The organism is Microbispora sp. NBRC 16548 (assembly GCF_030268985.1).
Classification (GTDB): domain Bacteria; phylum Actinomycetota; class Actinomycetes; order Streptosporangiales; family Streptosporangiaceae; genus Microbispora; species Microbispora catharanthi.
Map to the genome: position 1 here is coordinate 188,180 of NZ_BSSF01000010.1, position 14,612 is coordinate 202,791.

Here is a 14,612-nt window from a genome sequence, read left to right on the forward strand (position 1 = left end):
CGATGACAGGCACCGGTCGAGCGGGGCTGCGGCTGACCGCTCGGGGGGCGATCGTCATGCTCTTCGTGATCACTCTGGTGGGCATGCCGTTGCTGCCCGGGCCCGCGTTCGTGGCCGGTTGTCTCGCGGCGGTCCTGCTGGTGCGTCCCCGGGACCTGCTGCCGCTGGTGGTGACGCCTCCGCTGGTCTTCTTCGTCGCGGCGCTGCTGGTGGAACTCGTGCGGGCGCTCAGCTCGGGCTCGATGCTCCAGACGTTCGGGCTCGGGATGTTCACCGCGCTGTCGTCCGGCGCGCCGTGGCTGTTCCTCGGGTCCGCGCTGGCGCTGGGCATCGCGTGGGTGCGCGGCCTGCCCGCCAGCCTGAGGGAGATGCGCGGCGCGCCCGCGCCCACACCGGCTCCGGCCTCCCGCTTCCGTTCGCGCCGTGGGCGCGTCCGCACGTTCGACCCGGAGCCGGAGGGCTACTTCGAGCCCCGCGTGTACGGCAGGGCCGCCGACGAGTGAACCCGGATCAGCGCTGCACCTGGGCTAGACCGTGCGGAGGTCCTTGCGGAGTTCGTGGGGCAGGGCGAACCGCATGCTCTCCTGCACCGACTCGACCTCCTCGACATCGGTGAAACCGTGGCCGGCCAGCTTGGCGAGCACTCCCCGCACGAGTTCCTCCGGGACGGAGGCGCCACTGGTCAGGCCGACCGTGCGCACGCCCTCCAGCCACTCGTCCCGTACGAACGAGGCGTCGTCGACGAGGTAGGACGCGGCGGCGCCGTAGTCCTTGGCGACCTCGACGAGCCGCTTGGAGTTGGAGGAGTTGGCCGAGCCGACGACGATGACCAGGTCGGACTCGGCGGCGATCTGCTTGACGGCCGTCTGCCTGTTGGAGGTGGCGTAGCAGATGTCGTCGCTCGGCGGGTCGATGAGGTTGGGGAACCGCCCCCGCAGCCGGGCGACCGTCTCGGTGGTCTCGTCCACCGAGAGGGTGGTCTGGGAGAGCCAGACCACCTTCTCCGGGTCCCGTACGGACACGTCCTCGACGCCGTCGAGCCCGTCCACGAGCTGGATGTGCTCGGGCGCCTCACCGGCGGTGCCCTCGACCTCCTCGTGCCCCTCGTGCCCGATGAGCAGGATGTCGTAGTCCTTGGCCGCGAATCTCTTGGCCTCGTTGTGCACCTTGGTCACCAGCGGGCACGTCGCGTCGATCGTCCGGAGACGGCGGCTCGCGGCCTCCTCGTGCACGGCGGGCGCGACACCGTGAGCGGAGAAGACGACGATGGCGCCCTCGGGGACCTCCTCGGTCTCCTCCACGAAGACGGCGCCGCGCTCCTCCAGCGTCTTCACGACGTGGGTGTTGTGCACGATCTGCTTGCGAACGTAGATTGGCGCGCCATACTGCTCCAGCGCCCGCTCGACCGCTTGCACCGCACGGTCGACACCCGCGCAGTAGCCGCGGGGCTTGGCGACCAGGACACGGCGGGTCGCTGAGGTCTGCACGTCCATGTTCCTATGCTATGTGGAACGCGAGCCGCCCCTTGACCCTGGTCTTGCAAGACTGGGTGTACCAGATACGCATCTCCCCGGGAGCAGAAATGTCCGTCCTTAGAGCAATAACGACAGTGCTTCAGACCGCTCTGAACGGGGTCGGACAGGCGCTGCTGGTCGGCGACAAGATCAAGGCCACCGTCAAGGAGCGCTTCGCCGGTGGCGAGGCGCAGGACGGCGAACGTCCCGAGACCGCCGAGGCCCCGCGGACCGAGGAGGCCGCCGAGCAGGCCGCCGGGGAGCGGCCCGCGCGCCGGGAGCCCGTCATCTTCGCCCCCCGCCCGAGCAAGACCGAGAAGCCCGAGAAGGCTGAGCAGCCCGAGAAGGCGGAGCAGCCCGAGAAGGCGGAGCAGGCCGAGGCGGTGACGGCCGAGGCGCCGGCCGCTGAGACTCCGTCCGTCGAGGCCGTCGAGGCCGTCGAGGCCGCGGCCGAGCCGAAGCCCGAGGCCGCCCCTGCCGTCGAGGCGGAGAAGCTCGACCTGCCCGCCGCACCCGTCGAGGCCGAGCCCCCGGCCGTCGCCGAGGTAGCGGGCGGGACCGCCGCACCCAAGAAGCCGCGCACCCGCCGCAAGGCCGCCGCCGGAACCGCCGGGACGACCGAAACCGCTGGAACCGCGGAGACCGCGGAAGAGGCCGCTCCCGCCGAGGCCAAGAAGCCGCGCACGCGCCGCAAGGCCACGACCGAAGCCGCCGAGGCCGCCGAGGTCACCGAAGCCACGAGCGGTGCCGAGACCACGACCACCGCCGCGCCGAAGGCCACCAGGGCCCGCAGGAAGCCCGCCGCCGCGAAGGCGCCGGAGAGCCCTGCCGAGGCGCCGGCGGAGCAGCCCGCCGCGGCAGCGGCCGAGCCGGCTGAGCAGCCCGTGGAACAGCCGGCGGCGGACGAGACGACCGCCGAGACGGCGGAGCCGATGCCGGGCTACGCGAACCTCTCCGTGGCGTCGCTGCGGGCGCGGATGCGCGGCAAGTCGGCCGAGCAGGTGCACGCGCTGCTGGACTACGAGCAGGCGCACCTGAACCGCCCCGAAGTGGTCCGGATGTTCCAGAACCGGCTGTCCAAGCTCCAGTCCGAGGCCTGATCCGGGTCGCGCCCGCCCGGCCGTACGCCGGGCGGGTGGGTGAGGCGTCCTCCGCCCGGCCGTATGCGGATTGTCGGCAGGTACGGCTAGCCTGCAGGTGCGAGCCGGGCCAGGCGAGGAGGGCATTTGAGCGCGAAGACGTCCCCGGAGGCGCCGCTGCCGATCAGGTCGGTGCTGCAGATGGTCGCCCAGTGGATCGGCAAGCTGGGCACCGTCTGGGTCGAAGGGCAGATCACCGAGCTGACCGCCAGGGGCGGCACCGTCTTCCTGACGCTGCGCGATCCCGTGGCCAACGTCTCGGCGCGGATCACCTGCGCGCGGGCGGTCTACGAGGCGAGCGTGCCGCGTCCCGTCGACGGCGCGCGCGTCGTGATGCACGTCAAGCCGGACTTCTGGGTCAACAAGGGCTCGTTCGCGTTCACGGCCCTGGAGATCCGTCCGGTCGGCATCGGCGAACTGCTGGCCCGGCTCGAACGGCTCCGCCAGGTGCTGGCGGGCGAGGGCCTGTTCAACGTGGACAGGAAGAGACGGCTGCCGTTCCTGCCGGGCACCGTCGGGCTCATCTGCGGGCGCGACTCGGCGGCCGAGCGTGACGTGCTGGAGAACTCCCGCCGCCGCTGGCCCGCCGTCCGTTTCAAGGTGGAGCAGGTCGCCGTCCAGGGGTCGTACGCCGTGGGCGAGGTGACCGAGGCGCTGCGCAAGCTCGACGCCGACCGCGAGGTCGATGTGATCATCATCGCCCGGGGCGGCGGCTCCCTCGAGGACCTGCTGCCGTTCTCCGACGAGTCGCTGGTGCGGGCCGTCGCGGCCTGCCGCACGCCGGTGGTGAGCGCGATCGGCCACGAGCAGGACAGTCCGCTGCTCGATCTCGTGGCCGACGTGCGCGCCTCGACCCCCACGGACGCGGCCAAGAAGGTCGTGCCCGACGTGGGCGAGCAGCTCACGCTCGTCCACCAGCTCAGGGACCGGGGCCGCCGGGTGCTGCGGGGCTGGGTCGAGCGCGAGATCTCCTGGCTCGACTCCGTACGCTCCCGGCCGTCGCTCGCCGATCCCGTCCGGGAGCTCGACCGGCGGGCCGAGCAGGTCGACGCGCTGCGCGAGCGGTCCAGGCGCTGCCTTTCCGCGTCCCTGGACCGCTCGGCCGACTCGCTGGAACATCTCAGGGCCCGGCTCGTGGCCCTCTCCCCGGCAGCGACGCTGGAGCGGGGTTACGCCATCGCGCAGCGTCCCTCCGGAGAGGTCGTCCGCCTGGCCGGGGACGTCAAGCCGGGTGACGAGCTCACGATCCGCTTCTCCGACGACCGCGTGACGGTGACCGCCCAGGACGCCTGAACCGGGGCCGTGGGGCGCGGGCCGCGGCGGGTCAGATGGCGAGACGCACGTCGTAGGCGCCGAGCCACGCGTTCATCTGCAGGATGCCCTCCAGCGACGTCCGGGCGCCCTGCAGGCTGACCGCGCCCATGGGCTGGTCGAGCATCGTGCGCACCTTGCCCGCGTCCACCAGGCAGCCGATGGCCGGGTCCCCGGCGAGCACGCGGGTCACCTCGGCACGCAGCGCACGCTCGTACGCCGGGTCCTGTGTCGAGGGGTACGGCACCTTGCGGCGCTCGACCACCGACCGGGGCAGCACGTCGGCCGTCGCCGCGCGCAGCAGGCTCTTCTCGTGCCCGTCGAAGGTCTTCATGGCCCAGGGCGCGTTGAAGACGTATTCGACCAGGCGGTGGTCGCAGAACGGCACCCGGACCTCCAGTCCCACGGCCATGCTCATGCGGTCCTTGCGGTCGAGCAGGATCTGCACGAACCGGGTCAGGTGCAGGTAGCTGACCTCCCGCATCCGCTTCTGCAGCCCGGTCTCCCCCGGCACCCGGGGCACCTCGGCCAGCGCCCGCTGGTAGCTGTCCGCACGGTAGGCGGGGATGTCGAGCTTGCCCAGCAGTTCCTCGTTCAGGGACTCGCCCCGGCTGGACAGGCCCGTCTGGCCCTGTATGGCGAGCCACGGGAAGGTGCCGGAGTTGACCGCCTCGGGATCGTGGAACCACCGGTAGCCGCCGAACACCTCGTCGGCCGACTCCCCCGACAGCGCCACCGTCGAGTGCCCCCTGATCGCCTTGAAGAGCAGGTAGAGCGAGGTGTCCATGTCGCCGATGCCGAGCGGGAGGTCCCTCGCCCGCAGGACGGCCGCACGCACGGCGGGATCCATGAGGTCGGCCGAGTCCAGCACGATGTCCGTGTGATCGGAGCCGACGTGCCGCACGACGTCGTGGACGTACGGCGTGTCCGGGGTGTCGCGCATGTCGTCGGCCTGGAAGTTCTCGCTGTAGCCGGCGAAGTCGACGGAGAACGACCGCACCCCGCCCTGGCCGGCCAGCGCGCGGGCCGCGAGCGCGGTGACCGCGCTGGAGTCGAGCCCGCCGGACAGCAGCGTGCACAGCGGCACGTCGGAGATGAGCTGCCGCTCGATGATGTCGTCGAGCAGCTCCCGCACGGTCCGGATGGTGGTCTGCAGGTCGTCGGTGTGCTCGCGGGCCTCCAGCTGCCAGTAGCGGCGCTTGCTCAGGCCCTCGCGCCGCACCTTCACCACCTGGCCGGGCCGCACCTCGTACATCCCCCGGAAGACGGCGCTCTCCGGCGTCTTGACGAAGGCCAGGATCTCGCGCAGGCCGTCGGCGTCGATCACCCGCTCGGCGAGCGGGTTGGCCATGACGGCCTTGGGCTCGGAGCCGAACAGCACCCCGTTGGGTGTCGGGTAGTAGTACAGAGGCTTGATCCCCATACGGTCGCGCACGAGCAGCAGCTCCTCGCGGCGCGCGTCCCAGATGGCGAAGGCGTACATGCCGTTGAGGCGGGAGACGAAGTCCTCGCCCCATTCGAGGTACGCCTCCAGGACGACCTCGGTGTCGCTCTGGGTCCGGAACCGGTGCCCGCGCCGGGTGAGTTCGGCGCGCAGTTCCCTGAAGTTGTAGACCTCGCCGCTGTAGGTGAGCGCCGCCACGACATCGCCGCCGGTTTCGGCGGCCATCGGCTGGCGCCCGCCCTCGATGTCGATGATGGCCAGCCGCCGGTGGCCGAACGCGGCGTGCGGAGCGAGCCACATCCCCTCGGCGTCGGGCCCCCGGCACGCCATCGTGTCCGTCATGGCCTGCACGGTCTCCCGTTCGCGACGAAGGTCACGTCCGTAGTCCACCCAGCCGCTGATTCCACACATGAAGATGACCCCCCGATCATCGCCCCCGAAGATGGTTAGTATACCTAAGTAACGGACAAACCATCTGATTTATGCCCAAAGCGGACACGCCTAAGAGGCCACGGAGTGTCGGTCCCGGCCTCTAAGGTGGGGACGTGGCTGAGGACAAGCAGACCCCGCCGGACAGGCAGACCCCGTCGTACGAGCAGGCCCGCGAGGAGCTGACCGAGGTGGTGCGCCGTCTGGAGACCGGCGGGCTCACGCTGGAGCAGTCGATAGAGCTGTGGGAGCGGGGAGAGCGGCTGGCGGCGATCTGCGAGGAGTGGCTCCAGGGCGCCCGCGCGAAGCTGGCCGCCGCGATGGCCCAGCGCCAGGAGCCTCAGCCGAACGGCCCCGAAGAGGCGCCCTTCTGACACCGGGCAGGCGGCTAGGCGTGCCAGAGGGCGGCGAGTTGCCGGGCGGCCAGGCGGGACGGCACGGCCCGCAGCAACGTGTCGCGTAGCCACGCGGCGACGCCGGTCCGGGAGGTCAGCCGCGACTGCCGCGACGCCGCCAGCATCATGCGATTGGCCCTGGGCCTGCGCTCGGCGTCGTAGCGCAGGAGCCGCCGGGCGACGTCGGCCGGCTCGGCGCCGGCCAGATGGCGGGCCAGGTGGCGACACAGTGCGGCGGCGTCTTCGAATGCCTGGCTGGCGCCCTGGCCGAGGTCCGGCGACATGGCGTGCGCGGCGTCGCCGAGGAGCGCGATCCTGCCGGCCGCGAACGAGGGCAGGGGTTCGGCCAGGCGGGCGATCGGGTCGACGTAGATGTCGGCGGGCGGGGTCGCCTCGATCAGTGCCGTGACGACAGGGTGCCAGTCGGCCATCAGGGACAGCATCTGCCGGCGTGCCTCGTCCGCGCTCGGCGGTGTGCCGTGCAGGACAGAGTCGGTGAACCAGTACAGGCGGTCCTCGCCGACGGGGAAAAGGCCGAACATCGCCCCGCTGCGACGGTCGACCAACTGGCTGACGAGCAGGTCCTGCGCCATTCCGGGAGGGCGGGGCAGCATGCCGCGCAGGTCCATCCGGCCGGTCCGCCGCAGCCCGGGGTGACCGGGGAAGAGCTGCGCGCGCAGCGTGCTGCCGATGCCGTCGGCCACGATCACGGCGTCCGCTCTCGCGACGGGCTCGCCTCCGCTGATCACGGTCACTTCTGCGGGGCCGGACTCCAGGCGCTCGACCGGGGTCGCGGTCCGCACCAGCTCGGGCGGCAGCGGGGCGCGGAGCGATCGGTGCAGTTCCGCTCGCTCGATCATGGCGGGCGCCCCGACCTCCTGCCGCGCCCGGGCCAGGTCGGCGACCAGCAGCGGCCGTCCGCGCCAGTCCCGCAATCCCCCGCGGGCCGTATGGATGACGTGCCCGCGAACGTCTTCGGCCAGCCCCAGTGCGTCCAGCGCGCGAAGCCCGTTGGGCATGACCACGATCCCGGTGCCCGCTTCCCTGAGCTCGGCGCTCCGTTCGAGGAGTGTCACCTCATGACCCAGGCGATGCAGCCCCACCGCCGCCGCCACTCCTCCGAGCCCGGCGCCGACCACCACAATCCGCACGAGACCTCCCGCTCATTCACTACGATCGTACTAGTACGGCTATTGGTATCATCTGCCCATGCCGCCCACTAATCCGGCCCGTCGCCGGGCCCTGACCGATGCCGCCATCGAACTGCTGGCGTCATCGGGCGTGCACGGCCTCACCCACCGGGCGGTGGAGAAAGCGGCGGACGTCCCGCCGGGAACGGCTTCCAACTACTTCCGCAGCCGGGAAGCACTGCTGGTGGCCACCGCGGAGCGCATCGCCGAGTTGCATCACGCAGACACCGCTCAGGCCGTCAAGCAGCCGGCGACGCTGGTCGACCTGCTGACGGAATCGTTGTTCACAGCGGCGACCACGCTGCGCACCCGCTACCTCGCGATCTTCGAACTGCAACTGGAGGCCGCGCGCCGGCCGGTGATCGCCTCGGCGCTCGCGGGACTGCAGGACACGGCGTCGCTGGTCACCGCCGGGCACCACGACGAACTCGGCCTCGGCATTCCACGCGCGAAAATCCCCGCCATGATCGCGCTCTACGGTGGTGCGCTGTTCACCTTGGTCAGCGCACCACCGGAGCACGTCAGCAGGGACGTCGTCCGGAACATGGCCGAGGTCATCGTCTACGGCTGCGATCCGCCGACGTGAGCGTGCGTCCGGCGTGATGGCAAGGCCCGTCAGACGCCGGGCCGCCGCGCGTCGACCTCGATTTCGATCTTCATGCGGGGGTCGGCCAGACCGCACTCCATCATCGTGGCCGCCGGCCGCACGTCGCCGAAGCGGCGGCGCAGAACCGGCCAGCACGGCTCGAAGTCGGCCCGGTCGGGCAGCAGGTAGCGCACCCGCACCACGTCGGCGAAGCCGCACCCTGCCTCGGCCAGCGCGGCCTCGATGTTGCGCAGACACTGTTCGGCCTGCTCCACCACGTTCTCGGAGATCGTCATCGTGGTGTAGTCGAAACCGGTCGTCCCGGAGACATGCACCCGGTCGCCGTCCACCACGGCCCGGGCATAGCCGATCTGCTCCTCGAACGTCGAGCCGCTGAGGATCACGCGTCGCTCCGCCATACGCCGAACGCTAGGCCGACGCCCATCGATACGTCTAATACATCCTCAGGCATGGTCTGATATCTCTGTGCGTATGGAGCGTCCCGAACTCCCCCTCGCGCAGTTGCACGCCTTCGTCGTGCTCGCCGAGGAACTGCACTTCGGCCACGCCGCGGCCCGCCTGGGCATCGCCCAGCCGCCGCTCAGCCAGCAGATCCGCCGCCTGGAGGACAAGGTGGGCCACGCGCTGTTCACCCGCGAACCGGGACGTGTCGCCCTGACCGCGGGCGCGGCTGGCGGACGAGCCCTTCGTGCTCCTGCCCCGGGAGGCCGGCCCGCGGCTCCACGACCAGATCACCGGCCTGTGCGCGGCGGCGGGCTTCACCCCCTGGGTCGCCCAGCGGGCGGTGGAATGGCAGACCGTGTGCGCCCTCGTGGAGACCGGCCTGGGCGTCTCCCTGGCTCCGGCGAGCATCCGGCGCATCCGGCTCAAGGGCGTCGCCTTCCGCACGGTCGAGCCCAACGCGCGCACCCGGGTCGCCGTCGGCTGGCGTAAGGACGATCCGAGCCCCCTGGTCGCGCACCTGCTGGCGACCGTCAGCCGGAACCCGGATTCAGCCCGATGACGGCACCGGAGAGGGCTTGGGCTGCGGCGTGAGCGTCCGGGCGAGGGCGGTCAGCTCGTCCCAGTCGGCCGTTCCGGTGACGACCGTCGCGTGATCGGGGAAGACGCGGACCAGCGTCCGCTGGTTCTTGTCCTGGCGGAACCGCTCCTCCCAGGTGACGCCGTCGATCTGGCGGCTCCCGCCGGCCTTGTCGGTGTTGGCCATGCGGTTGACGAAGTCCGCGGACGGCCTCTCGTCGCTCTGGGCGAGCATGGCGTGCTGCCGCTTGGCGGTCGCGAATCCCAGCCGCCACGTCACGGCGCCGTTCTTCTGGGTCAGCGACGAGCTGTTGGGCACCCAATTGGGCAGCACCCGGCTCGGGGCGACGACCTCGTACGCCGCCGTGCGCGCCGCGTTGGCCCGGTCGATCGAGAACTCCACCCGCGGGATGTGCTCGGTGCGGCTCTGCGGCGTGATGAGCAGGAACGCTCCGACGGCGGCGAGGCAGACGAAGAGCGCGAACGCGTAGCCGTAGAAGCCCTGGGTGAATCGTCCCACGTAATGCGAGATTAGTCGGTGGAGCGGGTGGTGGCCGTACCGGCCGTCACGGGTGCCGAATATCGCCGATGATGCGAAGAGCGTCCTCGGCCATCTTCCGGGCCCGTTCCGGGTCGTCGGACAGCGTGACCTCCTGCACGACGGCCGCCAGGGCGCCGGTGACGACGACGACCAGGGCGTCCTCGTGCTCGAACAGCGCGGCGGTGCGCCTGGCCCACTGCCGGAGGCGGTCGCGCATGATGACCTCGAACCCGGGCGGGGCGTCGCCGCGCAGGAAGAGCGCGGCGAGATCGCGCTCGGCGAGGCAGCCCTCCAGGTAGGCCCGCGCGGCGGCGAGGAACTGGGGCATCGGGTCGGTCTCCCCGTCCGCCCGAGCCTCCTGCACGGCCTGCCGGGTGCGCTGGGTCTGCCGCTTCTGGAACTCCTCGAACAGCGTCAGGTAGAGGTCGGCCTTGCCGGAGAAGTGGTGGTACAGGCTGCCGACGCTGGCGCCGGCCCTGGCCACGACGTCGGTGACGCCCGCCTCGGCGAAGCCGCTCGTGATGAACGTCTCCTTCGCGGCGTCCAGGAGAGCTCCCCGGGTCGCCGCGCCGCGCTCCGACGTGCGCATCGTCACTGGTCGTTCGGTGTCGCCGCTCATGCGGCGACGATATCTCCGACCCGTCCTTTCCGGGGGTCCGCGCCCGCAAATGGCCTTCTACCTGGCCCAACAGGTTCAGACCAATCGGACAAGAAGGGCTTCGCGAACTACGATCGCTAGAAGGGCACCTACCTAAAAGGGGATCAATGGCTGATCACGTACCGGCCGCTCTGGCGACGGGGGAACACGCACCCGACCGCAACCTGGCTCTGGAACTGGTCAGGGTGACCGAGGCGGCGGCGATGGCGGCCGCGCGCTGGGTGGGACGCGGCGACAAGAACGGGGCGGACGGCGCCGCCGTGAACGCCATGCGCCAGCTGATCAACACGGTCTCGATGAAGGGCGTCGTGGTGATCGGCGAGGGCGAGAAGGACAACGCCCCGATGCTGTACAACGGCGAGGAGGTCGGCGACGGGACAGGCCCCGAGTGCGACGTGGCCGTGGACCCGATCGACGGCACCCGGCTGTGCGCGCTCGGCATGAACAACGCGATCTCCGTGATCGCGGTCAGCGAGCGCGGCTCGATGTACGACCCGTCCGCGGTCTTCTACATGGAGAAGCTCGTCACGGGCCCGCAGGCGGCCGAGCATGTGGACATCGACGCCCCGGTGGCCGACAACATCCGCGCCGTGGCCCGGGCCAAGGGCGCCAAGCCGTCCGACGTCACCGTGGTGATCCTGGACCGGCCCCGGCACGAGCGGATCGTCAAGGAGATCCGGGAGACCGGCGCCCGGATCCGTTTCATCACCGACGGAGACGTGGCCGGCGCGATCATGGCGGCGCGCAACGGCACCGGCGTCGACCTGATGCTCGGCATCGGCGGCACGCCCGAGGGCATCGTCGCCGCCTGCGCGCTCAAGTGCATGGGCGGCGTCATCCAGGGCAAGCTGTGGCCGCGCGACGAGGAGGAGCGCCGCAAGGCCCTCGACGCCGGGCTCGACCTCGACCAGGTGCTCATGACCGACGACCTCGTACGCTCCGACGACGTGTTCTTCGCCGCGACCGGCATCACCGACGGCGAACTGATGCACGGCGTGCGGTTCCAGGGCGGGGCGGCGGTCACGCACTCCCTCGTCATGCGGGGACGGTCGGGCACGATCCGCAAGATCGAGAGCGAGCACCAGCTCTGGAAGCTCGGCGCCTACAGCGCCATCAACTTCGACACAGCCATGTAGGACCTCAACGGCCGAACAGGCGGCGGCGGGGCCGCTTCGGCGAGCGGGCGACGACCCTGCCGCCGAAGACGAACCCGGCGAGCTCGATCACGGGCGCGTCCGGCGCGAAGCCGGTCGCGCCCGGCGGGAGCCGCACCTCGTTCCTGAGCGACCGGACGCGGGCGTCCGGGGCGGTCACGATCCGCACGCCCTCGGGGACCGTCAGGTTGACCGTGCCGGCCATGACGGCGAGCTGCACCACCACGTGCCGCGACTGGAGCAGCGCCTCGCACAGGTCCATCGTGACCGTGCCGCCCAGGGACGTCACCGGCACCTGGGAGGGCACGACCCACCGGCCGCCACGGGTCTCCGTACGGAAGAAGGCGGTGACGGGACGGCTGTCCATCCGGAACGGCTGGCTCTCCGGCGGCAGCAGGTCCACGGTCAGCTCGGCCAGCTCGCCGAGGGTCCGCGCGGCCCAGACGCGCTCCACCCGTTCCTCGTGCTCCAGCGGCGTGAGCCGCCCGTCGGTGACGGCGTCCACGAGCACCGCGACGATGCGCTCCCGATCGGCGTCGGAGGCCCGCAGCAGGGAGGGGTCGGGCGTGTCCGGAGTGCGCGGCGAGAGGAAGGCGGAGATCCACTTCACGGCTGAGGACTCGCTGCTGCTCACACCATCGAGAGTAAGCGGTCAACGCGCGCCGGTCACCACGCGACGCGGCGCCGACGTCGCACCCGGCATTGACCAGGGACTTCGTGGCCGCTTAGCGTGAGGAGGTGGTCGCGGGGGCGGTGACACGGCAGGTCGGCAACCTTCCGGCCGACTTGACGAGTTTCGTCGGCCGGAGGCGTGAGCTGGCCGAGATCAGGCGGCTGCTTTCGGCGTCGCGTCTGGTGACCCTCACGGGTGTGGGCGGCGTCGGCAAGACCCGGCTGGCCCTGCGGGCGGCCGCCGAGCAGCGCCGCGCGTTCGACAGCGTCTGGCTGGTGGACCTCAGCACCGTCACCGATCCCGCGCTCGTGGCGGAGACGGTGGCGGCGACCATGGGCGTGCGGGACGAGCCGGCGGCCTGCCCGGTGGACGCGCTGGAGCACGTGCTGTCCTCGCAGCGGACCCTGCTCGTGCTGGACAACTGCGAGCACCTGCGTGACGCCTGCGCCGTGCTCGCCGACCGGCTCCTGCGCACGGCTCCCGAGCTGCGCATCCTCGCGACGAGCCGGCAGTCGCTCGGCATCACGGGCGAGCACCAGATGAAGATCTCGCCGCTGCCCGTCCCCGAGCCGGACCGGCCGCTCAGCCGCAGGTCTCTGGAGTTGTACGACGGGATCAGCCTGCTGACGGAACGGGCGGCGGCGGTCCTGCCCGGCTTCACCGTCACCGAGGACAACCAGGCGGCCGTCGCCGAGCTGTGCCGCCAGCTCGACGGCATCCCCCTGGCCATCGAACTCGCCGCCGTACGGCTGCGGGCCCTGTCGGTGAACGCGCTCGTCGAGCGCCTGCGCGACCGCTACCGCATGCTCACCGGGGGCAGCAGTACGGCGGTGCCGCGTCAGCAGACCCTGCACGCGCTGGTCGACTGGAGCTTCCAGCTGCTGCCCGGCGCCGAGCGGACGCTGTGGACCCGGTTGTCGATCTTTCCCTCTCACTTCGACCTGGACGCCGTCGAGGCGGTGTGCACCGGCGGCGGCATCGAACGGGACGACGTGCTCGACCTGCTCGACGCGCTGCTGGACAAGTCGCTGCTGCTGCGCGAGGAGCACTCCGACACGGTCCGCTACCGCATGCTCGACACCCTGCGCGAGTTCGGCCGCAAGCGGCTCGGCGGGCCGGCGGAGCGCCGGTCGCTCCAGCGGCGGCACCGGGATCACTATCTCCTGCTGTCGCGGCAGGCGGCCGCCGAGTGGTTCGGCCCCGACCAGTTCTCCTGGCTCAGGCGGCTCGACCTGGAGCAGGCGAACCTGCGCGCCGCGATGGACTTCTGCCTGCAGGAGCCCTGCGAGGCGGAGGCCGGGCTGTGGATGGCCCTCTGCCTGACCGACCCCTGCTGGCTGGCCAACGCGTACTACAACGAGGGCCGTCACTGGCTGGACCGCATGCTGTGGGCGGCGCCCGAGCCCACCGTCCTGCGGGCGCTGGCGCTGTGCGCCGACGCGGAACTGGTGCTCACCCAGGGCGACACCGACAGGGGCCGGCGTCTGCTGGCCGAGAGCCGGGCGCTCGCCGAGAAACTGGGCGACCCGGAAGCGCTCGCCCAGACGTCCCTGGTCGCCGGGATGGCGGAGCACTACGCGGGCGACTACGCGAGAGGCATCCCGCTGCTGGAACGGGCGGTCGCGGAGGAGGAGGCCGTCGGCAACCTGAGCGGCCTGCTGATCGCCCTGATCACGCTCGCGGCCGGCGTCGGCTACCTCGGCGACCGGGCCCGCGCCACGGAGCTGTTCGAGCGCGCTCTCGCGCTGACCGAGGCCCACGGCGAGTGCTCCGGCCGGGCCTGGGTCTTCACGATCTTCGCCGTCCACCTGTGGCAGGGCGGGGAGAACGCCCGCGCGCTGGCGATGGCACGCGAGGCCCTTCTGCTCGGCCGCGACCTGGGCGACCGGATGAACATCGCGTTGAACCTGGAGGTCGTCGCCTGGGTGCAGACCGGCGAAGGCAGCCACCCCTGCGCCGCCCGGCTGCTCGCGGCCTCGGAGGAGATCGGCCGTACGGTGGGCCTGACGCCGTCCCGCGACAAGCGGTTCGCCGAGTTCCACGAGCGGTGCCTCACCGGTCTCCGTACGAGCCTGGGCGACCGGGCCCTGAGCCGCGAGACCCGCAGGGGGAACCGGCTGACGATGGACGAGGCGATCGGGGAGGCGCTCGGCGAGCGGGCCGCGGGCGGGCCTGCGCGCGCGGACGAGGCGGTCACGGAGGCCGAGCCCACGCCGCCCGGGCGCCCCACGACGGCGGTCTCGGCGGCCGAGCCGTCCCCGCTCACCCGGCGTGAGCAGGAGATCGCCGAGCTGATCGCCCAGGGACGGAGCAACAAGGAGATCGCCTCCGCCCTCGTCATCTCGCAGCGCACCGTGGAGGGCCACGTCGAGCACATCCTGGACAAACTCGGCTTCGCCTCCCGGGCCCAGATCGCCGCCTGGATGGCCGCACGCGAAGCAGGCGGCCGGTCCTGACCCGCTCACCCCATTGACCGGGCGGGTGGCGGCTCCTACGCTGGCGAAAACTTGAACCCCCCTCATGTTCGTGGAGGACCG

At 71.6% G+C, this 14,612-nt stretch carries 15 protein-coding genes and 1 pseudogene; 9 read left to right on the plus strand and 7 right to left on the minus strand.

Translation table 11 applies throughout. From position 1 onward, the window contains the following. Positions 1-2 precede the first annotated feature (2 nt). Positions 3-503 carry a DUF6542 domain-containing protein gene (locus QSK36_RS27130; protein ID WP_183542551.1) on the plus strand — a complete coding sequence of 167 codons (501 nt, stop codon included), beginning with the start codon at positions 3-5 and terminating at the stop codon, positions 501-503. Positions 504-527: 24 nt separating this feature from the next. On the opposite strand, the gene QSK36_RS27135 is transcribed toward QSK36_RS27130, so the two are convergent. After that, positions 528-1,493 (minus strand): 4-hydroxy-3-methylbut-2-enyl diphosphate reductase, encoded by a 966-nt coding sequence (locus tag QSK36_RS27135; protein WP_183542553.1) that lies wholly within the window; start codon positions 1,491-1,493, stop codon positions 528-530. Positions 1,494-1,609: 116 nt separating this feature from the next. Between QSK36_RS27135 and QSK36_RS27140 the strand changes: the two genes are divergently transcribed. Both QSK36_RS27140 and xseA read left to right on the plus strand, forming a co-directional pair. Further along, positions 1,610-2,614, plus strand: a complete 1,005-nt coding sequence (locus QSK36_RS27140) for a DUF8129 domain-containing protein (protein WP_285784329.1) — start codon at positions 1,610-1,612, stop codon at positions 2,612-2,614. Between the two features lie 126 nt (positions 2,615-2,740). Next, positions 2,741-3,946 (plus strand): exodeoxyribonuclease VII large subunit, encoded by a 1,206-nt coding sequence (gene xseA, locus QSK36_RS27145; RefSeq protein WP_183542557.1) that lies wholly within the window; start codon positions 2,741-2,743, stop codon positions 3,944-3,946. Between the two features lie 31 nt (positions 3,947-3,977). Here xseA and asnB read toward each other — a convergent pair whose 3' ends face one another. Next, positions 3,978-5,819 carry an asparagine synthase (glutamine-hydrolyzing) gene (gene asnB, locus QSK36_RS27150; RefSeq protein ID WP_285784330.1) on the minus strand — a complete coding sequence of 614 codons (1,842 nt, stop codon included), beginning with the start codon at positions 5,817-5,819 and terminating at the stop codon, positions 3,978-3,980. A 134-nt stretch (positions 5,820-5,953) separates the two neighbouring features. On the opposite strand from asnB, the gene QSK36_RS27155 reads away from it, so the two are divergent. Then, positions 5,954-6,211: an exodeoxyribonuclease VII small subunit gene (locus QSK36_RS27155; protein ID WP_139577372.1), complete on the plus strand. Its 258-nt coding sequence runs from the start codon at positions 5,954-5,956 to the stop codon at positions 6,209-6,211. A 14-nt stretch (positions 6,212-6,225) separates the two neighbouring features. Here the strand turns inward: QSK36_RS27155 and QSK36_RS27160 are convergent, their stop codons facing one another. Next, positions 6,226-7,383, minus strand: a complete 1,158-nt coding sequence (locus tag QSK36_RS27160) for an FAD-dependent oxidoreductase (protein WP_285784331.1) — start codon at positions 7,381-7,383, stop codon at positions 6,226-6,228. A gap of 58 nt (positions 7,384-7,441) precedes the next feature. On the opposite strand from QSK36_RS27160, the gene QSK36_RS27165 reads away from it, so the two are divergent. Then, on the plus strand, positions 7,442-8,008 hold the full coding sequence (locus QSK36_RS27165; RefSeq protein WP_285784332.1) for a TetR/AcrR family transcriptional regulator: 567 nt from the start codon (positions 7,442-7,444) through the stop codon (positions 8,006-8,008). A gap of 29 nt (positions 8,009-8,037) precedes the next feature. Here the strand turns inward: QSK36_RS27165 and QSK36_RS27170 are convergent, their stop codons facing one another. After that, positions 8,038-8,427 carry a RidA family protein gene (locus tag QSK36_RS27170; protein WP_285784333.1) on the minus strand — a complete coding sequence of 130 codons (390 nt, stop codon included), beginning with the start codon at positions 8,425-8,427 and terminating at the stop codon, positions 8,038-8,040. A 73-nt stretch (positions 8,428-8,500) separates the two neighbouring features. Between QSK36_RS27170 and QSK36_RS27175 the strand changes: the two are divergent. Together QSK36_RS27175 and QSK36_RS27180 are read left to right on the plus strand one after the other, a co-directional pair. Next, positions 8,501-8,632: pseudogene (locus QSK36_RS27175) on the plus strand (helix-turn-helix domain-containing protein); the annotation flags it as partial. A gap of 85 nt (positions 8,633-8,717) precedes the next feature. Beyond that, positions 8,718-9,032 carry a LysR family substrate-binding domain-containing protein gene (locus tag QSK36_RS27180; RefSeq protein ID WP_285784334.1) on the plus strand — a complete coding sequence of 105 codons (315 nt, stop codon included), beginning with the start codon at positions 8,718-8,720 and terminating at the stop codon, positions 9,030-9,032. On the opposite strand, the gene QSK36_RS27185 is transcribed toward QSK36_RS27180, so the two are convergent. Then, positions 9,021-9,569 (minus strand): DUF4245 domain-containing protein, encoded by a 549-nt coding sequence (locus tag QSK36_RS27185; RefSeq protein ID WP_285784335.1) that lies wholly within the window; start codon positions 9,567-9,569, stop codon positions 9,021-9,023. The genes QSK36_RS27180 and QSK36_RS27185 overlap by 12 nt on opposite strands. 46 nt (positions 9,570-9,615) lie before the next feature. Then, positions 9,616-10,209: a TetR/AcrR family transcriptional regulator gene (locus QSK36_RS27190; protein ID WP_183542569.1), complete on the minus strand. Its 594-nt coding sequence runs from the start codon at positions 10,207-10,209 to the stop codon at positions 9,616-9,618. A gap of 146 nt (positions 10,210-10,355) precedes the next feature. On the opposite strand from QSK36_RS27190, the gene glpX reads away from it, so the two are divergent. Next, positions 10,356-11,384 (plus strand): class II fructose-bisphosphatase, encoded by a 1,029-nt coding sequence (gene glpX / locus QSK36_RS27195; protein ID WP_285784336.1) that lies wholly within the window; start codon positions 10,356-10,358, stop codon positions 11,382-11,384. 4 nt (positions 11,385-11,388) lie between these two features. Here glpX and QSK36_RS27200 read toward each other — a convergent pair whose 3' ends face one another. Continuing rightward, a complete protein-coding gene (locus tag QSK36_RS27200; protein ID WP_183542571.1) occupies positions 11,389-12,036 on the minus strand; it encodes a DUF1707 SHOCT-like domain-containing protein in 648 nt (215 codons plus the stop codon). Between the two features lie 104 nt (positions 12,037-12,140). Between QSK36_RS27200 and QSK36_RS27205 the strand changes: the two genes are divergently transcribed. Beyond that, on the plus strand, positions 12,141-14,531 hold the full coding sequence (locus tag QSK36_RS27205) for an ATP-binding protein (protein WP_285784337.1): 2,391 nt from the start codon (positions 12,141-12,143) through the stop codon (positions 14,529-14,531). The last annotated feature ends 81 nt before the right edge of the window (positions 14,532-14,612 follow it).